Origin of the sequence: Planotetraspora thailandica, assembly GCF_016863335.1 — a bacterium.
Lineage (GTDB): Bacteria > Actinomycetota > Actinomycetes > Streptosporangiales > Streptosporangiaceae > Planotetraspora > Planotetraspora thailandica.
Map to the genome: position 1 here is coordinate 34,414 of NZ_BOOR01000066.1, position 23,284 is coordinate 57,697.

Sequence of the window (23,284 nt, forward strand, 5' to 3'; positions counted from 1 at the left end):
GGCTCGCGCTCGCGTCGCCGACCCGCTGCCGCTCTACGACCACGACAAGTACCGCAAGCAGGTCCGAGCAGCCGGGATCACGTGGACGCTTCCGACGACAGCGCCCCGATCCTGCAGCGGCTAGGCTTCCACGCTGTGACCACCACCACGCCCCACGTATGGTCACCACCACAGCAGCCTTGACGCGAACGGCAGCCGTGCAGAAGTTCCGCCCGCTCCGGTAACGGATGAGCACCGAACATTCGGATCGGCGGCCAGATCCGCCAGGATGCCCGGCAGCACCCGCCACATCGCGGCGGTCAGGCGTTGCGCTTCGCGGGACGGCTCAGGGTGAGGGCGTGCTCGTCGAGGATTAGTTCAAACCCATCGGTAACTATCATCCCTTGATTGTCCAGGCCGCCCCTCCGTCTTCTCCAGCAGGGTCCCGGCCGTTGGTGGCATAATCGCCGCGCAACGGGACGATCCCGTACGCAATGACCTCCAGGGAGTCTGGGTGTTCGGGATCCTCCGGCCGGGTGCCCGCCACTCCTGCCCCTCCGTCCACAAGGCCTGGCGCGCGCATCTGTGCGGGCTCTGCCTGACGCTGCGGGACGGGCACGGGCATCTCTCCCGCATGGCGACCAACTACGACGGCCTCATCCTGCCGGTCCTGACGGAGGTACAGTCACGGGCCGGAACCGGTCCGAACCGGCGGGCCGCCGGACCCTGCGCGCTGCGCGGCTTCCGGTCCGCCGAGGTGGTGCCGTCGGACGACCGGGGCGCCCGCCTGGCCGCCGTGGTCTCGCTGGCCCTCGCCGCGGGCAAGATCCGCGACCACGCGGCCGACGGCGACGGGATCGCCGCCCGGCGCGTGACCGGCGTCCCGATGCGCGCGACCGCCGCCGCCTGGACCTCTGCCGCCCAGCGCGGCGCGGAGTCGATCGGCTTCGACACCGCCGTCCTGACCGAGGCCTCCGCCCACCAGGCGCTGCACGGCCTCCGCCTCGCCGTACGCGACCTCGACCTGGACGACCGCAACCTGGTCGAGTCGCTGCTGTGCGACGAGCCCCGCCGCGCCGTCGGCCGCGCGTTCGGGACCCACGCGTATAGCGCCGCCCACGCCGCCGGACCGTCCGCGCGGCCGGACGTGCCCTACACCGGCTCGCCCAGGGACGTGCCAGGGCCTCTCGGGGAGCAGGCGTACGGCGGCGGCCGGCGTGGCGACCTTCCTCACCTGCGGGCTCTATCGCCCGCCGTGGAGCGCCTACCGGCAGGCGCCGTGGACCGAACGCTGCTTTTGCGACCTGTGCGACTGCCCCTGCTGCTCGGGATGCTGCGACTGCTGCTCCGGAAATTCGTGCTCCGGAGAGTGCTGCCTGAAGGACTGCTGCTCCTGCGACGGGTGCTGCTGCGACTGCGGTTCCTAGAGCACCGGTCGCCGCTCCAGAAGACTGACGAAGGGTGCGTCGACATCTCCTGCTATCACTCATCTGGCTCGCCGATCATTGAGGATGGCGCTCGGTGAGCGGAGTGGTGGCCCTGCAGGCGTTCCTGAGCGGGTTGGCTCTGGGTACGGCCTACGGCTTGATCGCGATGGGGTTCAGCCTCGTCTACCGGCTCACCGGCGTGATCTCTTTCGCGCATGGCGATCTCGTGGTCGGCGGCGTGTTCATCGGTGTGCTGGTGGTGCTCGGGTCCACGCCGGTGGCGGCGGCCCTGGATGTGGTGCACTCCGTCGGGCTGGCGGTACTGATCGTCGCCGCGGGAGCGGCACTGTCGGCGGGCGTCTACCTCGTCGCCGTACGGCCCTTCCTGCCGGGAGTCGGGCACCGGTCCACCCGCGGGGACGTCTTGGGCTGGGTGGCGGGTGGCCTGGCCGCCGGCCTGCTGATCCGGGAGGTTCTCGGGCTGGTGCTCACGCAGGACGCGTACGCGGTCCCGGATCCGTTGCGCCTGGGCAGCCTGACGCCTTCAGGGGTGCTGCAGCTGCCCGGGGGAGGGACGGTGGCGGTGCGCACTCTCGGGGTCATAGGGATCGGGTTGGCCGTAGGGATCCTGGTCGAGCGGCTGCTCGTGCTCACCCCGGTCGGCACGGCGATGAAGGCGGTCAGTGAGGACCCCACCGCCGCCGCGCTGCTCGGACTCCCGGTACGGCGGCTGGTGCTCGTCGCGTTCGTGGTGGCCGGCGCGCTGGCGGGTCTGGCGGGGCTTCTGATCTCCCCAGACCGTTCGCTCGGTGTCGACGACGGCGTCGTCCTCGGCCTCAAGGCGATGGCGGCCGCGCTGATGGGCGGCCTGGGATCGGTGCGTGGCGCGCTGGCCGGAGGGCTGGCGCTCGGCGTGATCGAGTCGTTCGTCGTCGCATCGAGCGTTCTCGGCCCCCACTACGCCGACGTGGTACCGCTGGCCATCCTGCTGATCGTGCTCGCCCTCGGACGGCGGGGCCTGCGATCGCCGCTGCGTGAGGACCTGGAATGACGGTCGAGCTGGCACACCATCTGTACCTGTTGATCGCGGTGCTGGGGCTCGCGCTGTCCGTCTCGTACGGAGGGCAACCCGTCCTGTGCCAAGGCGCGTTCCTGGCCGTGGGCGGTTTCGGTGTCGTGCATCTGGAACGCGCCGGATTGCCGCTCGCAGCGGCCGCGTTCGCCGCCGCCGCGATCGCGGCGTGCGCCGGCTACCTGGTCGGCCTGCTCACGGCTCGTCTGCGCGGCGCGGCGGTCGCGTTGTCGACATGGGCGTTCGCCTGGCTCGTGTACGCGTTGCTCCAGGCGTTCCCCGCGGTGTCCGGTGGGAGCCAGGGGCTGGTTCGCCCGACACCGGCCCGCCTGAACTCACCGTTCTTCGGCGTGACCGTCACTCTCACCCCGTGGGCGCACGTCGCCGTGGCGGGAACGCTGTGCCTGCTGTCACTGGCCGCCGTGGCCCGGCTGACCCGCGGGCCGGCCGGCCTGGACTGGGCGGCCCTTCGCGAGGCTCCCGCGCTGGCCACGTCCCTCGGGGTGCCGGTGCTTCGCCGCAGGGCTGCTCTCTTCGCCACGACCGCGGCCATCGCGGCGGTGTCCGGCGCGGGCATCACCGTGCTGCTCGGGGTAGCGGCCCCATCCGACGTCTCGCCATTGCTGTCCCTCCAGTTGTTCGTGGCGGCGCTGATCGGGGGTACGGCACGGCTGTGGGGGCCGGTGCTCGGCCTGCTCGTGATCGCCGTGATTCCACCGCTGGGCGACGCGCTCGCCGGCGCGGTGGGTCTGCCGGCCGGGGCATCCGGTGGCGTGCTCACCGCCTTGGCGCTGGTCGCGGTTCCGTTCCTTCGCGAGCCGATCGAACGGCTGGCGGCCTGGTGGCCCGAGCGGGCGGAGCGCCCGCGTGAACCGGTGGAACATTCCGGGGAATTCACGACCTCCACCGTTTCCCGGGAGGGGGTGATGTTGGCCGCCCAGGGGCTGGATGTCGGTATCGGGGAGACGGACATCCTCACGGGAGTGGATCTGGAGGTACGAGCCGGAGAGGTCCACGCGCTCATCGGCCCCAACGGCAGCGGCAAGACGACGGCCTTACGCGCCCTCGCAGGCGCTCTGCGTCCCAAGGGCGGCCGGATTCTGCTGGAGGAGACCGACGTCACCGGGGCCGGCCAGTTCGAGATGGTCAGGAGGGGAGTGACCCGGACGTTCCAGCGCACCGTCGGTCTGGAGCGGCTCTGTCCTCATCGTCAGGTGCTGCTCGGGGTGCGCGGAGGAACACCGGTGCCGTTCGCCGTCGTCCGGCACCTTTTCGGAAGTGCGTCTATGCAGGACCACGCGGCCACCGCCGACCGCGAGGCATGGAGGGCGCTGCATGTGACGGAACTCGCCCAGCGCGCGTTCGACCGCCCGGGCGCGCTCGGCGCCGGCGAACAGCGTCTCCTGCAGGTGGCCCGGGCCGTCGCGACCGGGGCGCGCGTGCTACTGCTCGACGAACCGGCCGTCGGCATGACCGGGCCGGAACGAGCCGCCCTGGCCCGTGTTTTGCGTCGCCTCGCGGCAGGCGGCGTGGCCGTCCTGCTGGTCGAACATGACCTGGCGCTGGTGTACGGCGTCGCCGACAGGATCACCGTCCTGGATCGCGGCCGGGTGCTGGCGAGCGGAACCCCTGAGTCGACGGCCGCCGATCCCGCCGTACGCCGGATCTACCTCGGCGATGCCGATCCGTCGTCCACCCCTGCCTGAGTTGCTGAGAGGAGACCGCGTGGCGCTGCTCGACGTTCGCGGACTGTGCGCCCGCCACGGCGCTGTACCGGTGCTGGACGACGTGTCCTTTCACGTCGAGCGCGGCGAGATCGTCGCGTTGCTCGGCGGCAACGGCGCGGGTAAGACGACCGTCGCCCGTGCGGTGTCGGGCCTGCATCGGCCGAGCTCGGGCGAGGTGATGTTCGACGGCCGGGACATCACCCGGTGTGACCCTCGGCGGATCATCCAGGGGGGACTGAGTCACGTGCCCGACGGCAGACGAGTCTTCCCCAGTCTCACCGTCGAGGAGAACCTGACCCTCGGCGGCTATCTCGACGGCCGTAGGAAGAACGTCGTCGCCGAGCGCCGAGAGGGTGTCTACCGGACCTTTCCGCGGCTGGCGGAGCGGCGCGCGCAGCGCGCCGGCAGCCTGTCCGGCGGAGAGCAGCAGATGCTCGTCATCGGCCGCGGCCTTATGTCGGACCCCTCGCTGCTGGTCCTCGACGAACCGTCGGCTGGTCTGGCTCCTGCGTCGATCGCCGCGCTCGCCGAGGACATCGCCGCCATCCGGGCCGCGGGCACAGCCGTTCTGCTCATCGAGCAATACCTTCAGCTGGCTTTGCGGCTCGCCGATCGGCTCGTCGTGCTGCAGGAAGGTCACGTGATCCTCAGCGGGTCCACCGCGGCGGTGGCGGCCGACCCGCGGATCGGCCGGATGTACTTCGGCGACGGCAACCCCCTGAAGTGAGCCGCTCCCGCTTTCCCGGAGGCCCCGATATGCGTCCCCGTGGTGACGGGCGTCAGTCCTGCAGTTGGTTCACGGAGGGGATGGTGTCGGAGAGCGGGTCGTCGCCGACGGGTTCGAAGACGAAGCCGTGGAACCGGGCGAAGTACATGTCGCTGGGGTTCACCCCCTCGTGCTGGTCGGCCGCGTAGCCGCGGTAGTCGCCGTTGGCGCCGGTGATGCTGATTTTGTTCAGGGCCTCCATGAGCGGTTCACCCGGCGCGCCGCTCTCGCTGAGCGATGCGGCGACCAGGTGAACCGCGTCGTAGGAGAACATCGGCCAGTCCGGCGGCTGCACGACCTGCTTGCCGTCCTGGCGGACACCGACCAGATCGACGCCCATCTTCGCCTCGTAGCCTGCGCGGAACTGCTCGAACGGCCCCGGCCCGACCTCGCTGGTCATCCGGAACGAGACGAAGGTGACCTGGTCGAGCCATTCCGGATGCTCGGCGAGGCGCTGGCGGACCAGCGGGTCCTCACCGGTGGGCCCGGTGTAGACGGGCACCTTCCAGCCCAGCGCGTGGACGGCCTGGATGGCCGCGATCACGTCGCTCGCGCTCGCCCACACCACGAGCTTGTCGGCGCCCGCCTGCCGCGCGGCCAGCACCTGCGTCGTCAGGTCGGGGGAGCGTGCCGGCGCCTTCTGATCCGCCACCACCTCCACCTCGTCGATCTTGAAGGCCTGTAGCAGCGCCTCCCGGCCCTGTTCTCCGTACGTCGAGTCGTCACTGATCACGCCGACCTTGGGGCGGCTGTTCGCGATGTAGTCGGCGAGCCGGCGCGCCATCGGCTTGTTGGCCGGCGCCATGCGGAAAAGGCTCGGCCAGCGGGACGGGTCGATCAGCGCGTCGCCGCCTTCGAAGCAGATGAAGACCGGCAGATGCGCGGCGTCGGTGATCGGCGCGACGGAGGCCGCGCCGGTGCCGTCTGTGAGCAGAACGGCCGCGTGGTCGTCGACCGCCCCGCGGGCGTTCTCCGCGGCCTTGGCCGGCGACCCGGCGTTGTCGAGCACAGTCAGCCTGACCCGGCGCGATCCGGACGAGGTGGTGACCCCGCCGTGCGCGTTGAGCTCGTCGATCGCGAGCCGCGCCCCTCGCTCGATGAAGGCGCCGATCCACGGCTCTGTGGACATCGGCGCGCTGACCACCACCAGTAGGTCGTCGGTGGACGCCGCCTGCGACCCGCCGCCCGAGCAGGCGGAGATCAGCACGATGAGCGCGGCGAGCCACGTTGGCACCATCCGTGGCCTGTGGCCACGCCGGCGAACCTGGTAGCGTCGCCGCCCACGGGCGCATCCGCCCGTTTTGAGGGATTCCTGCCCGATCATGCGCAGGACCTTATCTCACCTCCCAAGGAACCCTTTCATGAACATCACACGACTGATCGCTACGGCGAGCGTCGCCGTCGCTGCCGTGGCGTCACTCGCCGGTTGCGGGGACACTTCTTCGAACGCCGCTGCGCAGGAAAGCCCCGTGAGCGTGACTTCGGCGGCGGCGAGCCCTGAGGCGGCGGGCAACGGCATCCCCTGCTCGCAGGCCGGCGACCTGACCGGCAAGCCGGACCGGCAGCCGCCCGCGGACCTGCCGATGCCGTCCGGCGGGCAGCTCTACATGTCCAAGGGGCCCTTCGGCAAGACCGAGCTGTTCTTCTTCGCGAAGGACGCGGATCCCACCAACCTCGACAGTGTTCGCGACGAGGCCGCGGACGTGCTCGCCAAGGCCGGGTACAAGCTCGAGCGCAAGGACCAGGAAGAAGGCTCGGAGGCCGAAGCGCACCTGTCTGGACCTCACGACGTGGCCATCCAGGTGATCCAGCTGTGCGAAGGAAAGGTCCGGGTCAAGTACACGTTGTCCTAGGAGACGAACGCCGGCCCGTGGCTTCCTACATTTGTCGCACGAGACCCTGACGGCTCCGCCAACGGGTACGTGCTGCTGGAGGCGGTGCACGGGCCGGCCCCTGTACGACGCCGACGCGCGGTACGGCATCGAGCGGGCGCGGAGATCACGCCCGCAACGTCCCGGTAGTTAGTTAACCTTCGACAAACGTCTATTGACTCAATCCTTCCGCTCTCTTTACCTTTTGCCCCGGATGTCCAACTGTGGACGGGTTATTGGGAGACGGAATGATCAAGAGACGTAAGGGCCGGATGAGGCATGCCCTGCCCGCGATCGGTACGGCGGGCGTGCTCGCAGTTGCCGTGTCGGCCTTGACATTCCAGGGGCCCGCGTTCTCGGGTCAGGCGGTCCTGTCCGCGGGAAGCCAGACGAGCGCCTCTCTGCAGCTTCCCGGCGAGGAGGAGGACGGTGGTCCCGCCGAACCGGCGAAATACCTCACGCAGAAGTTCACCTCCGGTCAGGAGGTGACGGCCGCGCAGATCAAGCAAGCGGTCCAGCAGGCCAAGGCGCTCAAACCCGGCGACGGCACCTGGGATCTTGTCGGCCCCTCGAACATCGGGGGCCGTGTCACCGATCTGGCCGTCGACCCCGCCCACACCGACACGTTGTACGTCGCGGCATCGGGCGGCGGCGTCTGGAAGAGCACGGACGCCGGCGACACCTTCGAGCCGGCCTGGCCGGACGACTACACCCAGACGGTGGGCGCGCTGGCGATGGGCCCCGACGGCACGCTGTGGGCCGGCACCGGCGAGGCGAACCCGTCCGGCGGCGGTCTGACCTACTTCGGCGACGGCGTCTACAGGTCGACCGACGGCGGCAGGCACTGGCAGCAGTGGGGCCTCACCGGCAGCGCGGCGATCGGCAGGATCGTCGTCGACCCCACGGACCCGCAGACGGTCTTCGTCGCGGCCGCGGGGAACCTGTCCGGGTCGGCGAGTGAGCGCGGCATCTACCGGCTGACGAACCACGGCAAGGACTGGAAGCTCGTCCTGCCGACGCCGAACGCCACCACCGGCGGCGTCGACCTGGCGATCGACCCGACAAACCCCAAGCGGATCTTCGCGTCGCTGTGGGACCACCAGCGCAACAGCGGCGCACGCCTCTACGGCGGTGTCGGCTCCGGTCTGTACCGGTCCGACGACGGCGGGGACACGTGGAAGCGGCTGGAGAACGTGACCGGCAGGCACGTCTCGGACGCCTCGGGCACCGGCCTGACGAGCGACGCGAGCCTCGGCCGCATCGGAGTCGCGGTCGCGCCGAGCGACCCGAACCGGGTCTACGTGATCTCCGGGAACACCTACGGTCCTGACAAGGGCTTCTATGTCTCGGACGACGGCGGCGACTCGTTCGTGCCGAGCGGTCGTGCGGGCGGCTCGAGCGGCTTCGAGTGGTGGTTCGGGCGCCTGTGGGTCGACCCGAAGGACAAGAACCACCTGTTCAACGCCGATGTGAATCTGCGCGAGTCCAAGGACGGCGGCGCGACGTGGGCCACCTCCAGCGGACCGCACTCCGACCAGCACATCGTGCAGTGGGACCCCAACGTCCCGAACCGGGTGTATCTCGGGGACGACGGCGGTGTCTACCGCTCCGACGCCAACGGCGCCACACGCTCGTGGATCCACGCGACGTACGAGCCGTTCAACCAGTCGTACCACCTCGCGGTGGCCATGGACGACCCGAGCCGGCTCGCGAGCGGCCTGCAGGACAACGGCAGCAACCGTACCTGGACCGCCGCCGCCGGGCCTTCGGACCTGACGCAGTGGAACTCCTACGGCGGCGGTGACGGCCACTACGTGGTGATCGACCCGAGCGACCACAACATCTACTACGAGTGCTCCCAGGTCGGAAACTGCACGCGGCACGAGGACGCGAACGGCACCACCCGCAACATCCGGTTCGGACAGCGGCACTCCTCGCGGATCACGACAGACGCGCCGGTCGTCCTCGACCCGACCGACCCCTCGATCGTGTACTTCGGCGGCAACGTGCTCGACCGGTCGACCGACCGGGGCACGACCTGGACGCAGATCAGCCCGCCCGGGGACTACTTGACCGGCCCGGTGCCGCCGGAGCAGGACGACAAGGGTTCCTATGGCGGCCTCTACTCCACGATCACCTCGGTCGGCGTGGCGAAGACCGACGGCAACACGATCTACGTCGGCACCGACACCGGCCGGCTCTGGAAGACGACCGACCTCGGCGCCAACTGGACCGAGTTCACCGGCAAGGGCCTGCCCGTCCGGTGGGTGAACTCGATCGTGGTCGACCCGGCCGACGCCGACCACGTGTACGTGGCCTACTCGGGCTACCGGGAGGGCGACTACGCGGCCAACGTCTGGGAGACGACCGACGGCGGAGCGAGCTGGAAGAACATCAGCGGAAAGCTGCCGAACGCGCCGGTCGAGATGCTCGCCTACGACCAGCCGAACGACCAGCTCTACGCGGCGACCGACTTCGGTGTCTTCTACGACAAGAACGGCAAGAAGAACTGGAAGCGGTTCGGCGACGGCCTGCCCAACACGCCGGTGCTCGACATCAAGATCACCGGTGACGGCAAGACGCTCTACGCGGCGACGTTCGGCCGCAGCGTCTGGAAGATCGCGCTTCCGCAGCAGTAGCGAGCCGGTCGGGGAGGGCGGGCGCACAACGGGCCCGCCCTCCCTGCGTTTTGGTCGTCCAGGTCATTTCCGAAAGCGGCCTGGTGCCGCGGCCGGTTCGATACGGACATGCGCGTCACGAACCCCCTACGTCTGAAGATCGTGCAGAGACATGGTCGGCAGATGGGAAGATCGCGGCCTTTCCGCAGGCTCACCCCGGCCGAGCGACGGCTGTGGGAGGCCTATCCCACCGGCGCCCGGGTCGACCTGCGCGAGGGCCGCGAGGTGACCCTTCCTCCGGCGGCTCGTGGGGCCGCTCCAGCGTGGTCAGGGTCGAGGTGATCGCCGCCCTGCTGCTCGACCGGGGTACCGGCGGATCGCCCTGGGCGCCGGTGTGTCCGGCTCGCCTGCGCCCGGATCGTCGGCGACCTCAACCTGTCCGACGCCGCGATCGAGGCGAAGGTCCACCTGCTCGACTGCCACATCGCCGGAACGGTCTCGCTCGACGACGCCCGGTCGGGTTGCTGGGCGGCCAAGAGCCGACGAACCAGACCCGGGGAGACGTCCACCTCGGCGGCAGGCATGCGGTGATGACCCACCCCGCGACCCTAACCGACTGACTAATCGGATCTGCCGCGGACCGGGCGAACGCGACTTCAATGTCGACCGGGTGGCCGAGCAGGTCAGCCGCATCGTGGACCAGCGCGCGGAGCCGTCGGCGCCGCAACCAGCCCAGCCCTTCTCGCGGGTCGTCGGTCTCTGGCGTGCTGGTCCAGATGCTCGCGCGGCGACCGCGCCTAAGGGGATGCCCGCTCATCACCGGCACAGAGCGGTGCACGGTCGGCATGCGCTGGACCATGATGGCCCCTCCCGACCAGCGGGCGTAGGGGTTCTCGAGCCGATGGTGCGCCAGCACGTCGCTCAGGCCGTCGAGCATCCGTGCCAGCTGCTGCCGTCATGGATATGCGGGCTCGCGCCGAAACCGTCGCCGGACGGGCTGCTCACCGAGACGGCGATGCGCACCGGGCCTTGGATTTTCATCCATGCCTGCCGGATTGCAGTCAGAACCCTCGGCTCCTCGGCCGATCGCGGTGATGGGCAGCACGAACCCGTGCGCGACCGGCAATCCCAGCAGCAGAGCTCTGGACAGCAACGCGGCGCCATCGCCGACGAGCTCCGGCTTCAGTGAGTGAGGTGTGCCCAACGGGATGATCAGAGGTACAGACGCGCTGTCCAGGGCAGGATCGTGGACAACATTTCGCATGGTTTCCGCTCTCACTTCAGAGACCTGCAGAACGGCGGTGGTGAGGGTTGTGGGTCGCATGCGACCTTCTGCTGGGCGTGCAGGCGGGCGTCGAGCAGGCCGGCGATCGCCGTGCCCTGCTCACCGCCAGGAGCGCGGACAGCGTCGTCGTCGCCGAAACCTTGTCCGAGCTAGCCGTGGAGGAGGACGACCGGGTCTCCGGCGGCGGGCCCTGCCTCGTGGCTAGGCCACATCGGGCACGTTCGTGCTGATATGCCGACTCGGCGGGTTCGTCATTTGCCTTCTCCTGCTTCAGCTGTTGGGTGAGGTCCCCGTTGGCGCTGCCGGGGACCTCACCGCTGAACCTGGTTACGCCCCGACCGCGTGCACGGCTTCGAGGATCGACGCTGTTACGACTTCAGGCTGGGAAACGCTGAGCGCGTGGGACGCGCCGGGGACCTCGCGTATTCCCTTGGCGCCGGCCCGGTCCGCCATGAAGCGGTGCAGGGCGACGGGGATGTTGAGGTCCTCGTCGCTGAAGACGAACCACGACGGGATAGATCTCCACGCCGGGGCGTCCGTCGGCAGCGCTGCGGCGAGGGCGATCTCCGTGACCGGGCGCTGGGTCGCGCTCATCACGGCGGCCCGGCCGGGGGGCACGTCGGCGGCGAACTGGTGGTGGAATGCGTCCGCCCGGATGGCGAACTCGTTGCCGCCGGTCGTGACCGGGTAGGCGATAAGGGCGTCGCCGAGGGTACTCCCGGGGAACTTGGTCGACAGCGCGAACGCGGACTCACCCTGCTCGGGCGCGAACGCGCAGACGTAGACGAGGCCGGCCACCTTGTCGCTGCCGGCGGCTTCGGTGATCACCATGCCGCCGTAGGAGTGCCCGACGAGGACCACGGGGGTGTCGATACCGGCAAGCACATCGCGTAGATAGGCGGCGTCGCCCGGCAGGCTGCGTAGCGGATTGGCGACGGCGATCGCGGGTACGGCGTTCGCCTGCAGTTGCTCGACGACGCCGTTCCAGCTGGCAGATTCGGCGAAGGCGCCGTGCACGAGGACGACGGTCGGTTTCTGCTGGGCCATGATTCTGCCTCTCTGATCAGTAGCGGCCGAGGGCTTTGCGGAGGACGTGGATCGCCTGCTCGATCGCGGCAGTCGCGGCGGCGGTCCCGCGCACGGGGTTGAGCATCATGAAGTCGTGGAGAGTGCCGTCGTAGCGGACGGTCGTGGTGCGAACTCCGGCCTCGATGAGCTTGCGACCGTAGGCCTCGCCCTCGTCGCGCAGGACGTCGTTCTCGTCCACGATGAGAAAGGTCTCGGGTAGTCCGGCGAGTTCCTCGACGGTCGCCCGCAGCGGCGACACGGTGATCTCGCCGCGCTTGTCCTTCTCGGGCAGGTAAGCGTCCCAGAACCACGCCATGGCCTTGGCCGTCAGATGCGGCCCGTCGGCGAATTCGCGGTAGCTGTCGGTGTCCTGGCCCGCGTCGGTGACGGGGTAGTACAGCGACTGGTGCACGAAGCTCACGTCGCCGCGCTGCTTGGCCAGGATGGCGAGGGCCGCGGTCATGTTCCCGCCGACGGAGTCCCCCGCGACGGCGAGTCGAGAGCTGTCGAGGCCCTCGGAGGCCCCGTGCCTGCTGATCCATTGTGCGGTGGCGTATGCCTGCTCGATCGCGACCGGGTAGCGGGCCTCGGGCGAGCGGTCGTATTCGACGAACACGACTGCGGCGTTCACCCCGACGGCCAGTTCCCGGACGAGCCGGTCGTGCGTGCCGGCGTCGCCGAGGATCCAGCCACCGCCGTGGACGTACAGGACGACCGGCAGTTGATCTTCGACGCCGACCGGCTTGAGGATGCGGACGCGCACTTCGCCGACCTTGGCGGGGACGGTGATCCACTTTTCCTGGACGTCGGGCTTGTCGATCGGAGCGGCCTGGATGTCGTCGAGCACCTTACGGGCGCGTTCGGGCCCGAGCTCGTACGGGAAGGGGGGTTTTGCGGCGGCATCGGCGAATTCCTGCGCCGCTGCTTCCAGAACGTGCCTGTTCATAGTGCTGCCTTTCTGTCGTGTCATTCAGCAAGACAGCGCAGTCACTCGGGTTCGTGACGGGACGGCACGAAAGCCTTTGCCTGCACCCGCCCAAGCCCAGCCGGAGAAGCAGGCCGGCGGCGTACCGAATCAACGAGTGGCTTGATGGCGGGCAGCATGAACGCGCGTGACACGGTGGTCGCTGATGTCGGCATCCAGCATCGTGACCGCGCTCAACTGCCGACTGCCGTGCCGGGTCCGGCTATCTCCTCGAGTTCCTTGACCACCTCAGCGGCTTGCTCGCTATCACCGCATTCCTCGAACTCCCGCAGCGCTTCCACCAACGCCTCGCGCGCCTCCTCGACCCGGCCCACCTGCTGCAGCGCTGTGGCCAGGCCGCGCTGGACACGTCCCAAGACCTGACCGATCGGGCGGGAGCGCAGCTCGGGCAATGCCTGCTGGTAGGCGTCGACCGCCTCCTCCCCGCGTTCGAGCGCGAGGTAGTCCATGCCGAGCTGGGTCAGGGCGACCCCGATACTGAAGCTGATGATGTCCGGGGAACCGCCGTAGGCGGGATCACGCAGCCTGGCCACCAGTGCCAGGTTGCGCTCCGAGGCCTCTTCTGCCCGGCCCGCCCACCGCAGAGCGCCGGTGTGCTGCACCATGGCCTGGGGATAGCCCTCCAGATCCCCGGCCTGCAGGAGGAGATCAGCGGCTCGCTGGCTGTAGTCCAGCTCACGCTCCACGTTCGCCGGGTCGCCCTCGACGGCCCATGCGGCGTGGTACAGCGCCCACCCCTGACGGCGTACGTCGCCGACCTCGAAAGCCAGTTCCAGCGCCCGCAACGCGGTCGCCTCCGCCTCCTCCTTACGGCCCTCACACACAATCAGCGCCCAGGACAGGTAGTTGAGAAGCACCGCCTCCTGCCGACGGTCCCCCATGGCCCGCGCCGCGCTGGAGGACAGCTCGAACACCTCTCGCCAGTGCCCCCACTGGACCCATTGGTCGGAAAACCAGTACATCGACCCGGCCACCTCGACCACCGTCGAGTACTCTCCGCGCCGAGCCGCTGAACGCAGCGCCTCCAGCCAGGTCGCGCCCTCCGCCTGCAGCCAATCGTTGGCATGCTCCCGGCTGTCGAGCGTGACCAGGGAGCGCCAATCCGGCGGTGGCGCGCCGTAATCCGGCTCGAACCAGCGTCCGGCGACCAGCGCAACCTCCAGTAGCCAGCTCTCCATCCGCCGGCGCGCCTCCTCCTGCGCCTCGACCGGCTCCTCATGCTCCAACTGGGCACGGGCATACAACCGGACCAGATCATGGAAGACGTAACGGCCGGCGTACGGCGAGGTCAGCAGGCCCAGCTCGACCAACTCCTCCAGCGCGTCCTCGGCCTCGAACAGGTCCACCTGGGCCAGGACGGCGGCCAGTGGCACCCCGAAGTCCGGTGCGGCCGCCAGCGCCAGCCGCCGGAAACCGATCCGCGCCGTACCGGACACCTGCTGGTACGACAAGGCGAACGCGGCCGCGACGGCCAGGTCACCCACCGCCAGCGCCTCCAACCGGCGCTCTTCATCACCCAAACGCCCGGCCAGCTGACTGATCGTCCACCCCGGCCGGCTCTGCAACCGGTTCCCGGCGATCCGCACCGCCAGCGGCAGATTCCCGCACAACCGGGCCAGCTCGGCCACGCTGTCCGGATCGGCCTCGGTCCGCTCCGCCCCCACGATCGCTCGCAGCAGCCTGGCCGCCTCCGCACTGGACAGGTGGGCCAGCGGGATCTGCCGTACCCCCTCCAGCCCGGCCAGCGACCGGCGACTGGTGACGATGGTCATCCCAGGACCACCGGACGGCAGCAGCGGCCGCACCTGCGCCTCATCCGCGGCGTTGTCGAGCACGACCAAGCGACGGCGATCACCCAGCAGAGCCCGATAAAACCCAGCCCGTTCTTCCTCATCGCCCGGGATCCGCTGCTCGGCCACGCCCATGGCCTTCAGCAGCCGCGACAGCACGATCCCCGGGGCCAGCGGGGCGCTGTCCATGCCGCGCAAGTCCACGTAGAAGCAGCCGTCGGGGAACACCTCGGCCAGGTGCCGGGCGGCGTGCACGGCCAAGGCGGTTTTCCCGATACCGGCGGTACCGGAGATGGTGGCCACGACCGCCGGCTCCCCAGCCCTGGCCTGCCCGGCGAGCCGGCGCAGCAGATCTAGTTCCCTCTCGCGACCGGTGAAATCACCCGCTTCACGCGGCAGCTCACATAGACCCGGCACCGTGCCACTCGGTCGCGGCCGACCCGCCCGCGCGGCCTCGGTCAGCTCCGCCCGCTGCTCGTCGCCGAGCCGCAACGCCTCTGCCAGCGCCTCCACCGTCCGCTTTTGCGGGCCGCGGCTGACGCCTCGCTCCATGTCACCGATGGCCCGCACACTCATGCCGGACGCATGGGACAGCTCCTCGATCGTCAACTGCGCGGCTTGCCGCAAGCTCCGCAGGAGCAGGCCAAACGAGCTGACCATTCATCCTCCTCAACACCGCCCGCACTCCGGCCATCGGGCGAGCTTGATCTAATCGGGTCTTCGTACTCGCCGATGCCCCACCGGGCCGTGGTACGTCCGGCGCGCCGAAGGTCGCGCCGGCGCAGGGCCGGTGCCGCTCCCTACCGGGTCTGATCGGTGGGGCGGATGAGGATCTCGTTGACAGCGACGTGCTCCGGCTGGGTGACCGCGTACACGACGGCATCGGCGATGTCCTCGGGCTGCAGGGTGCGCATGGAGGTGCCTATGTTCTTGGCGGCGGCCTGCATCGTGGGGTCCGTGATGTGGTCGGCCAGTTCGGTGGCGACGAAGCCGGGTTCGATGACCACGACACGCACGCCCTGGGCGGTGACCTCCTGCCGCAGCGCTTCGGAGAAGGCGGTGACGCCGAACTTCGTCGCGGCGTAGACGCCGTTGCCGGCCGACGCGGTCCGCCCCGAGGTCGAGGAGATCTGCAGGACCGTGCCCTTGCGCTCCAACAGATGCGGCAACGCAGCGTGGACCGTGTACATCGACCCGAGCAGGTTGGTCTCGATCATGCGCGTCCATTCCGCGGTGTCCGCACCCGCGATCGGGCCGGCGAGCATCACCCCCGCGCTGTTCACCAGAATGTCCAGGGCGCCGAAGCGCTCGACGGTCGCGGCGACCGCGGCCCGCACCGACTCCTGGTCGGTCACGTCCAGGTCGAGGGCCAACACCTCACCGGGCGCCTTGCGCGCCAAAGACTCCAATCGGTCGGCCCGCCGCGCCCCTACCGCGACACGGGCCCCCTCCGCCGAGAGGGCCAACGCGGTGGCCTCGCCGATGCCCGACGACGCTCCAGTGACGAGGACGACCCTTCCGTCCAACGTGTTACTCATGTGCTTCCTTTCCGCAGGGGCTCACAGATTCCACCCCGACCACGCGTGCTGATCGGGGCGACTGTCGATATAGGGGTGCCGTCATGCCGTAGCCGCCGTGCCTTCGAGCAGGGTGGTGCGGATCTGTTTGCGGGAGGCGATGCCGAGCTTCGCGAAGACTTTGCGCAAGTGCCATTCGACGGTGTGCGGGCTGATGAACAGCTGAGCGCCGATCTCGGGGTTCGTCAGTCCGTCGCCGGCCAGGCGCGCTATCTGCGCTTCCTGGGCGGTGAGGGTGTCGCGGACCTCGGCGGGGATCTTGCGTGTCGCCTCGCCGGTGGCCTGCAGTTCGCGGCGGGCGCGTTCCGCGAACCCCTCGGCCCCCATCTGGCTGAGCATCTCGTACGCGGCGCCAAGCTGCTCGCGTGCGTCGTGGCGACGGCTCTCCCGGCGCAGCCACTCGCCGTAGAGCAGCTGGGCGCGGGCGAGTACGAGCCGCGCCCCGGTGCGGCCGAGCCGCTCGATCGCCTGATGGTACAGAGTCTCGGCTGCCGGTCCTTCGTTCACCTGGGCACGCGCGGCAGCCGCCGTACCGAGGGCCCAGTCGGTGCCGCTGGCCTGTGCCATCTCGTCGAGTCGCTGGGCGGCTTCGGCCGCGCGGGCCGGCCGGCCGGTCCGGTTGGCGGCCTCCACGAGCTCGACCATGGCCCTGATGAACGGTCCGCCGAGCTCCTCCGGGTGCTCGCAGGCCCGCTCGGCCGCGGCGTACGCCTCCTCGTGGCGCCCCAGGCTGTTGTAGAGCACAGAGCTCGCCCATTGCCCGGCGGTCAGCACTTTGGCCTCCCCCGCGAGGACCGTGTCTCGCGTGATCGCTTCGATCACTTGAAGTGTCGCGACCTCCCGGCCCCGCCACGGTTCGACAACCAGGGCCGTGTACTGGGCGAAGAAGCGGCTGCTCGTCGCCTCACCGATCGCGGCCGCCTCGGCGACCAGCGCATCGGCGACGGCGAGCTCACCGGCGAGGGCCCGGTTCGACACGAGCAGCAGCAGAGCCGACGGCAGAACCGATAAAGTCCCCGTCTCGCGAGCCAGGTCGACCAGCCTCGCCGACAGCGCCGACCAGTTGTCGAAGTCCCAGACGTTATGGGCCATGCGGCACGCGAGCGGGAGCCAGCCAAGGCCTTCTTCCCGGGTGACCCCTTCGGTACGGAAGGCGTCCAGAGCCTGGCGCACCAGCGGCACGCCCGCCGCATAGCCCTCGGTGGCCACCACGGCCAGGCCACGCAGGAGCAGGTCGTTGCGTTCCGGTGGCGGCCCCGGCGATGCGGCGAGCAGCGCCTGGGCGATGTCCACCATCTGAGCTCCGCTCGGCAGCCGGCCTGCGGTCATGGCTGCGTGCAGCGTGTCACGGTAGGTCTCGCGCGTCAGTCCGGCGTCCAGCCGCTCCGACCGCTTGGCGGCACTGAGTAGCAGCGGCAAGGCGGCGCCGGCGCTTGTGGAGGCGAACACGATCTGCCCACGCAGCAGGCCGGCTTGAGCAAGCTCGTGTTCGTTCAGGGGGCTGAGCTCTGCCGCGTCCAGCAGTTCGAGCGCGGCGTCATATCCGGCGGCCTGGTACTTGGCCCGTGCCGCCGCCAACGCTCTGGCTCCGCGGCGTGCGGGATCGGGGGTCAGCACGGCCGCCCGCTCGAGAAACACGGCTGCCGCCGCCGCTCCGCCGCGCGCCTGCGCTCGATCGGCACAGCGCTCCAACTCGGCGGCCACCGCCTCGTCGGGGCCGACTGTGGCGTTGGCCAGATGCCACGCCCGGCGATCGGGATCCGACTGAGGATCGGTCGCGTCGGCCAGCGCCTGGTGCACGTTCTGGCGGTCCCGCGGGGTGCCCATGTGATAGGTCGCCGAGCGCACGAGGGGATGACGAAAACGCACCCGGGTCCCGATGGTGATCAGTCCCCCCGCTTCGGCCGGCGACGCGGCGGCCACGTCAATCCCGAGCAGCTCCGCCGCGTGGGTCAGCAAGGTCACATCTCCCACCGGCTCGGCCGCCGCGATGAGCAGTAACTGCTGCGTCTGGGCCGGGAGCGACTGGACCTGTCGTAGGAAGCTCTGCTCGATCTGGCCGGCCAGCGGCCGCGCGTCGGGCCGCCCGAATCCACCTGCCAGCTCCGCCGGCGTCAAACCCCGAGGCAGCTCGCGCAGGGCCAGGGGATTTCCCTGCGTCTCGGCGACGATCCGGTCCCGGACCCACTCGTCGAGTCGTCCGGGAGTCACGGAGTCCAGCAGGGCGCGAGCGTCGCAGTCGCTCAATCGCCCCACCTCAAGCTGGGGCAGCCCCGCCAACTCGGGTTCAAGGCTGGGCTCGCGCACCGCGAGGACCAGCCCGATCGGCTCGGCGAGCAGACGCCGCGCGACGAAGGCGAGGGTCTGTGCGGAGACCCGGTCAAGCCACTGGGCGTCATCGATGAGGCAGACCAGCGGCTCTTTCGCGGCCGCGTCGGCGAGGAGGCTGAGCACCGCGAGCCCGACCAGGAAACGATCCGGTGGAGTTCCCGCACTCAGCCCGAATGCCGTCTCCAGCGCGTCACGTTGCGGCTCCGGCAGGCGACACAGACGATCCAGAAACGGAGCGCACAGCTGATGCAGCCCGCCGAAGGCCAGTTCCATCTCGGACTCGACGCCCGCCGCTCTGGTGATCCGGCAGCCAGGCGCGCTGTCTCGCACGTATTCCAGCAACGCCGTCTTGCCGATGCCGGCCTCACCGCGCAGGACCAGGACCGCGCTACGGCCGGCCTGCGCAGTCGCCACGAGCTGGGCCAACGTCTCGCACTCGATCTGCCGGCCACGCAACCGCAACCTGGGGTTCCTGCCGGCCATCAGCACCGCCCAACCGAAACCGCGGCGTCGATGCCACGGCGGAGCCCGGCCGCGAAGCCCACGCCGATCACGACAACGTCGTAGTTGCTGCTCATCTGTCCACCTGCTGCTCGTTGCGGTATGGGATGTGCGCTGCCGTCCGGTGTTCACGGTCGCGGCTGAGCACTGTTGTCCGGTCGGTCCTCAGTGGTGCCGCTGGGATGACGGACGTCGCGGCACCGGCCTTCGTGGACTCGCGCTCGAGTAGGCGCGGTTACCACGTTTGGCCGCCGGCACGAACCAGCATCTCGTTGACGGCGACCCGCCGGTCTCGCGTGATGATGTAGCTGATTGCGTCCGCGATGTCCTCCGGCCGCAGCGCTTCGATTCCGTCGATCTGTTGGCGGGCCGCGTCCCGGGTGGTGTCACTGAGGTGGTTCACCAGTTCGGTGTCCACGGTGCCGGGCTCCACCACGCTGACTCGGACGCGTTCGCTGAGCAGTTCCTGACGAAGCGATTCGGTGAACGCGTTCAGGCCGAACTTGGTCAAGCCGTAGACGCTGCTCCCCGGCCGGGCGACTCGCCCGGCCGTCGAGCTGACGTTCACGAGATCGGCCACCTGCCGCGGGGATGTGGATGCCGCGTAGATCAGATGCGGGATGGCGGCGTGCGTGACGTGCAACAGCGCCGCCACGTTGAGCGAGATCATCCGATCCCACTCCTCGATGGAGGTGTGCAGCGCCGAGTTGAGCAGCATGATCCCGGCGTTGTTGACCAGGATGTCGAGGCGCCCGAACCGATCCAGCGTTTCCTGCACCATGTCGTCGGCGCGTTCGGGCTCGGTGATGTCGGCCTCCAACGCGACCGCCTCTCCGCCCAGCTTCGCGATGTCGCACGCGACCTGGTCCAGGCGGTTGCGGCGACGGGCGACCAGGGCCACCGCCGCGCCCTCGCGGGCGAGGCGGCGCGCGGTCGCGGCACCGATCCCGCTGCTCGCGCCGGTGATCAGCGCGACGGCTCCATCTAGCGGCAGATCGTCCATGGCTGCCTCATTCCCTCGGGTCGAGGATGACGCGGCTTCATGTCCATCACCGCTTCTCCCGTGCTCGGACGAAAAGCCGACACGAGGAGACTCGCGCAGCCGCCTGCCGGGTCGCACCAGGGAGTCTCACTGGTCACCGGGGGCCAGGGAGGGTTCACGGGTGTCAGCAGCCGCCCGTCGGCCCGATGCCGCTGGCCGCACCGGTTCTTCACCGAACTGCCCACGCAGGTCAGCTGGGAGTGGCCCGATCTACGCACCGATCACCGAGATGGACTTCGATCAGACACGGCACTTTCACTGCGTCATGGACTCGTACTCGCCGCGGGACAGGGCGTCGCCGAGCTGCCTTCGGGAGCTGATCCCGAGCTTCGCGAAGATCTTGCGGAGGTGCCACTCGACCGTACGCGGGCTCAGGAAGAGACGAGCCCCGACCTCCGGGTTGGAGAGGCCGTCCCGCACGAGCAGGGCGATCTGTGTCTCCTGCGCCGTCAACTCGTCACTCGTCGAGGCCTCGTTCCTGCGCTTGCGGACAGTCTCGCCCGTGGCGAGAAGCTCGCGGCGGGCACGCTCGGCGAACGCCTCCATCCCGATCGACACGAACATCTCGTACGCGGTACGCAGGTGAATCCGCGCCTCGGCCCGCTGACGGTCCCGGCGCAACCACTCGCCGTACAGCAGGTGAGCGCGCGCCTGTTCGGGGCGCAAGATCGTCCGGCCCAACCGCTCGATCGCCTCGCGGTAGAGGTCGTCCGCGGCGGCATCGTCGCTCAGCAGCGCACGGCAGCGAGCCAGGATTCCCTGTGCCCAGTCCGTGTCACACGTTTCCGCCGAGTTCGCCAAACCTTCGAGCGCCCAGAGAGCGGCCGTATCGTCTCCGACGCGCGCCGCCGCCTCGACGAGCTCGGGCAGCGCCCATTGGGAGACGATCAAGTTGGCGCTCTGAATGGTGGCCTGGGCCGCGGGCAGCGCGAGCCCATAGCGGGCGAGGCCGTTGTAGAGGACCGCGGCCGCCCACTGGGCGGATGCGACGCCGTTCAACTGACCACTGGCACCGGCCTCCTCGATCGTCGCGGCGATCAGCGCCGAGGCCTCGGCCTCCTTACCCTGCATCGCCGTCAGCAGGAGCTTGGTGTGCTGCGTCATGGGCCCGTGCGTCGCCTCGGCGACGGCATCGGCTTCGACGACGATCGCGGCCCCGGCCGCGAAATCACCGCTCAACGAGACCGGTATCCCCAACGCGTGGAGATAGATGGGAAGCTCGGACAGTGCGCCGGCCGTACGCACCTCCTCGACCGCCCTGGCGGGCGTCTCGGGCATGATCCGGTCCTCCCAGATGAGCGCGCTCACGCCACAGGCCGCCCAGCCCCATTTCAGGAAGTCCTGCACGGGATGGTCCGTGAGCGCGGTCTTCGCCCTTCGCAACGTGGGAAGCGCTGCGCTCCGGCCGTCGGTGACGAGCAGCGCGTAGCCCTCCATCACGAGATCGAGAGCACGCGGGCTGCCTTCAGGAGAGGGCAGCTCCCTCATCGCCCGAGAGATGGCCATGAGGCTGTCCCGGTTTCCGGCACCGAATGACGCGGAAGCCCAGGCGATGAGATACGTCTCCCGCGCCAGGTCCATGTCGAAGGGTTCCAGCCGGTGCGCGGCCGCCAGCAACATCAGCGGCGCCTCGTCGTTGAATCCGGCCGCGAACGTGATGTGACCGCGTGTCAGGTGCGCTCGAACGCGTTGGAACTCGGTCAGAGCATCCCGATCGGCGATGTCGACGAATCGGCGCGCGGCGTCGATGTCGCCCGCCCGAAGGCTGGCGTCCGCAGCCGTCAAGGCACGTTCGGCGCGCCGCGAGGTGTCGATGGTCAGAGCCACGGATCGCTGCAGGAACGCCGCTGCGGCGGCCAGCCCACCGCGCGCCTGCGCCCGGCCGGCAGACCGTTCCAGTTCGGCGGCGACGGTCTCATCGGGCGCTGCCGTCGCGGACGCAAGGTGCCAGGCACGGCGGTCCGGGTCTGCCTGCGCGTCGGTGACCTCAGCCAACGCAAGATGGACCGCCCGGCGATCCCCCTCTTTCGCCGACCTGTACACGGCCGACCGCACGAGGGGGTGACGGAAGATCACCCGCACGTCGAACTCCAGCAGCCCGTCCGTCCCGCTCGCCAGGACCGTTGCCGGCATCACGCCGAGCCGTTCGGCGGCACGCCACACCAACGAGGGATCGCCGACCGGCTCGGCGGCGGCGATCAGCAGGAACAACCGGGTCTGCTCGGGCAAGCCTTCGATCCGGGCCATGAAGCTCTGCTCGATCCGGCTCGGCAGCGTGTCGGCGTCCAGGAGGCCGGATCCGCCCGCCATCTGGGTCACGGCCAGCTCACGCGGGAGCTCCAGCAAAGCAAGGGGGTTGCCCCTGGTCTCGGCCACGAACCGATCGCGGATGTGTTGATCGATCCGGACGTGCGTCACCGAGTCCAGCAGAGCGTGTGCGTCCGCGTCCTTGAGCCCGGTGACCTCCAATTCCGGTAGTCCGAGCAGTTCCTGAGCCCTCCGGCGAGAGCCGAAGACGAGGGCGACCGACTCCGCCAGCAGCCGCCGGGCGACGAAGCCGAGGACCTGCGCCGAGGATCGGTCCATCCACTGCGCGTCGTCGATCACACAGAGGAGAGGGTTCCCCTCCGAGACGTCCGACAGCAGACTCAGTACCGCCAGCCCAACCAGGAAGCGTTCGGGCGGCGTTCCCCCTCGCATCCCGAACACCCTCTCAAGCGCATCGCGCTGCGGCGCGGGAAGGTGCTCCAGCCGATCCAGCAGCGGCGCACATAACTGATGCAATGTGGCAAAAGCCAATTCCATCTCGGACTCAACACCGACCGCACGCAGTACCCGCATGCCGGCCGCCGAGTTCTCCGCGTACTCCAGCAGCGCCGACTTTCCGACTCCCGGCGCGCCGTGCACCACGAGCACACGACTCTCCCCCATGCGGACGGCCGCGATCATCTGATCGAGGACAGCACACTCCGACGCCCGCCCGAGCAGCCCGACATTCTCACCGTGCCCGGCGCCCCGCTTACGTTGGCCCACGGCCTCCCGCCCTTTATCCCAATTGCACGACTCTGCATACACCCAAGACACACGCCAGGCCAAGTTTCGGACTGGGGGGTCGGTAACGGAGCTGTCATGAAGTCCACGCGACGGCGTTCGGCCAGGTCAGCGGCTTGCGCTTACCGGACAGGGACGGCCGGGCAACGACCTCCAGGCCGGGCGCTGATGGCGGTGCGGTCGGTGAACGTGGC

At 69.6% G+C, this 23,284-nt stretch carries 17 protein-coding genes; 9 read left to right on the forward strand and 8 right to left on the reverse strand.

Annotated features, from left to right (window positions below; genetic code table 11):
• Positions 1–493 precede the first annotated feature (493 nt).
• The 4 genes from Pth03_RS34375 to Pth03_RS34390 are packed head-to-tail and all read left to right on the forward strand — an operon-like array spanning position 494 to position 4,932.
• A complete protein-coding gene (locus Pth03_RS34375; RefSeq protein WP_203948640.1) occupies positions 494–1,504 on the forward strand; it encodes a DUF5685 family protein in 1,011 nt (336 codons plus the stop codon).
• Positions 1,501–2,457: a branched-chain amino acid ABC transporter permease gene (locus Pth03_RS34380; protein ID WP_203948641.1), complete on the forward strand. Its 957-nt coding sequence runs from the start codon at positions 1,501–1,503 to the stop codon at positions 2,455–2,457. Before Pth03_RS34375 ends, Pth03_RS34380 begins: the two co-directional genes overlap by 4 nt.
• Entirely contained in the window at positions 2,454–4,184 is a 1,731-nt protein-coding gene (locus tag Pth03_RS34385) for a branched-chain amino acid ABC transporter ATP-binding protein/permease (protein WP_203948642.1), read from the forward strand. Before Pth03_RS34380 ends, Pth03_RS34385 begins: the two co-directional genes overlap by 4 nt.
• Positions 4,185–4,203: 19 nt before the next feature.
• On the forward strand, positions 4,204–4,932 hold the full coding sequence (locus tag Pth03_RS34390; protein ID WP_239119586.1) for an ABC transporter ATP-binding protein: 729 nt from the start codon (positions 4,204–4,206) through the stop codon (positions 4,930–4,932).
• A gap of 52 nt (positions 4,933–4,984) precedes the next feature.
• On the opposite strand, the gene Pth03_RS34395 is transcribed toward Pth03_RS34390, so the two are convergent.
• Complete coding sequence (locus Pth03_RS34395; protein ID WP_203948643.1) at positions 4,985–6,208, reverse strand: ABC transporter substrate-binding protein; 1,224 nt, start codon at positions 6,206–6,208, stop codon at positions 4,985–4,987.
• 124 nt (positions 6,209–6,332) lie between these two features.
• Between Pth03_RS34395 and Pth03_RS34400 the strand changes: the two genes are divergently transcribed.
• The 5 genes from Pth03_RS34400 (at position 6,333) to Pth03_RS34420 (ending at position 10,975) form a co-directional block, all read left to right on the forward strand.
• Positions 6,333–6,824, forward strand: coding sequence for a hypothetical protein (locus Pth03_RS34400; RefSeq protein WP_203948644.1), 492 nt, complete (start codon positions 6,333–6,335; stop codon positions 6,822–6,824).
• A 266-nt stretch (positions 6,825–7,090) separates the two neighbouring features.
• Positions 7,091–9,481: a WD40/YVTN/BNR-like repeat-containing protein gene (locus Pth03_RS34405; RefSeq protein WP_203948645.1), complete on the forward strand. Its 2,391-nt coding sequence runs from the start codon at positions 7,091–7,093 to the stop codon at positions 9,479–9,481.
• A 162-nt stretch (positions 9,482–9,643) separates the two neighbouring features.
• Positions 9,644–9,802, forward strand: a complete 159-nt coding sequence (locus tag Pth03_RS34410; RefSeq protein WP_203948646.1) for a hypothetical protein — start codon at positions 9,644–9,646, stop codon at positions 9,800–9,802.
• A gap of 559 nt (positions 9,803–10,361) precedes the next feature.
• Entirely contained in the window at positions 10,362–10,649 is a 288-nt protein-coding gene (locus tag Pth03_RS34415) for a hypothetical protein (protein ID WP_203948647.1), read from the forward strand.
• Between the two features lie 122 nt (positions 10,650–10,771).
• Positions 10,772–10,975: a hypothetical protein gene (locus Pth03_RS34420; RefSeq protein ID WP_203948648.1), complete on the forward strand. Its 204-nt coding sequence runs from the start codon at positions 10,772–10,774 to the stop codon at positions 10,973–10,975.
• Between the two features lie 97 nt (positions 10,976–11,072).
• Here Pth03_RS34420 and Pth03_RS34425 read toward each other — a convergent pair whose 3' ends face one another.
• The 7 genes from Pth03_RS34425 to Pth03_RS34455 all read right to left on the reverse strand — a co-directional run bounded on the left by Pth03_RS34425 (position 11,073) and on the right by Pth03_RS34455 (position 23,123).
• Positions 11,073–11,792: an alpha/beta fold hydrolase gene (locus Pth03_RS34425; RefSeq protein WP_203948649.1), complete on the reverse strand. Its 720-nt coding sequence runs from the start codon at positions 11,790–11,792 to the stop codon at positions 11,073–11,075.
• A 16-nt stretch (positions 11,793–11,808) separates the two neighbouring features.
• Positions 11,809–12,759 carry an alpha/beta hydrolase gene (locus Pth03_RS34430; RefSeq protein ID WP_203948650.1) on the reverse strand — a complete coding sequence of 317 codons (951 nt, stop codon included), beginning with the start codon at positions 12,757–12,759 and terminating at the stop codon, positions 11,809–11,811.
• 212 nt (positions 12,760–12,971) lie between these two features.
• Positions 12,972–15,248 (reverse strand): ATP-binding protein, encoded by a 2,277-nt coding sequence (locus Pth03_RS42255; protein WP_203948651.1) that lies wholly within the window; start codon positions 15,246–15,248, stop codon positions 12,972–12,974.
• 140 nt (positions 15,249–15,388) lie between these two features.
• The gene (locus Pth03_RS34440) at positions 15,389–16,126 is read right to left on the reverse strand and encodes an SDR family NAD(P)-dependent oxidoreductase (RefSeq protein WP_203948652.1); all 738 of its coding nucleotides are present in this window, start codon (positions 16,124–16,126) and stop codon (positions 15,389–15,391) included.
• 81 nt (positions 16,127–16,207) lie between these two features.
• Positions 16,208–18,979 (reverse strand): ATP-binding protein, encoded by a 2,772-nt coding sequence (locus tag Pth03_RS34445; RefSeq protein WP_203948653.1) that lies wholly within the window; start codon positions 18,977–18,979, stop codon positions 16,208–16,210.
• A 253-nt stretch (positions 18,980–19,232) separates the two neighbouring features.
• On the reverse strand, positions 19,233–20,000 hold the full coding sequence (locus Pth03_RS34450; protein ID WP_203948654.1) for an SDR family oxidoreductase: 768 nt from the start codon (positions 19,998–20,000) through the stop codon (positions 19,233–19,235).
• A 294-nt stretch (positions 20,001–20,294) separates the two neighbouring features.
• Positions 20,295–23,123, reverse strand: coding sequence for an ATP-binding protein (locus tag Pth03_RS34455; RefSeq protein WP_308442405.1), 2,829 nt, complete (start codon positions 23,121–23,123; stop codon positions 20,295–20,297).
• Positions 23,124–23,284: the final 161 nt, after the last annotated feature.

Excerpts from the sequence above, each read along its gene's own strand:
- Pth03_RS34430 (WP_203948650.1), bottom strand. The coding sequence starts at position 12,759 with ATGAACAGGCACGTTCTGGAAGCAGCGGCGCAGGAATTCGCCGATGCC.
- Pth03_RS34440 (WP_203948652.1), bottom strand. The coding sequence starts at position 16,126 with ATGAGTAACACGTTGGACGGAAGGGTCGTCCTCGTCACTGGAGCGTCG.
- Pth03_RS34450 (WP_203948654.1), bottom strand. The coding sequence starts at position 20,000 with ATGGACGATCTGCCGCTAGATGGAGCCGTCGCGCTGATCACCGGCGCG.
- Pth03_RS34385 (WP_203948642.1), top strand. The coding sequence starts at position 2,454 with ATGACGGTCGAGCTGGCACACCATCTGTACCTGTTGATCGCGGTGCTG.
- Pth03_RS34410 (WP_203948646.1), top strand. The coding sequence starts at position 9,644 with ATGGGAAGATCGCGGCCTTTCCGCAGGCTCACCCCGGCCGAGCGACGG.
- Pth03_RS34425 (WP_203948649.1), bottom strand. The coding sequence starts at position 11,792 with ATGGCCCAGCAGAAACCGACCGTCGTCCTCGTGCACGGCGCCTTCGCC.
- Pth03_RS34445 (WP_203948653.1), bottom strand. The coding sequence starts at position 18,979 with ATGGCCGGCAGGAACCCCAGGTTGCGGTTGCGTGGCCGGCAGATCGAG.
- Pth03_RS34405 (WP_203948645.1), top strand. The coding sequence starts at position 7,091 with ATGATCAAGAGACGTAAGGGCCGGATGAGGCATGCCCTGCCCGCGATC.
- Pth03_RS42255 (WP_203948651.1), bottom strand. The coding sequence starts at position 15,248 with ATGGTCAGCTCGTTTGGCCTGCTCCTGCGGAGCTTGCGGCAAGCCGCG.
- Pth03_RS34415 (WP_203948647.1), top strand. The coding sequence starts at position 10,362 with ATGGTGCGCCAGCACGTCGCTCAGGCCGTCGAGCATCCGTGCCAGCTG.
- Pth03_RS34400 (WP_203948644.1), top strand. The coding sequence starts at position 6,333 with ATGAACATCACACGACTGATCGCTACGGCGAGCGTCGCCGTCGCTGCC.
- Pth03_RS34395 (WP_203948643.1), bottom strand. The coding sequence starts at position 6,208 with ATGGTGCCAACGTGGCTCGCCGCGCTCATCGTGCTGATCTCCGCCTGC.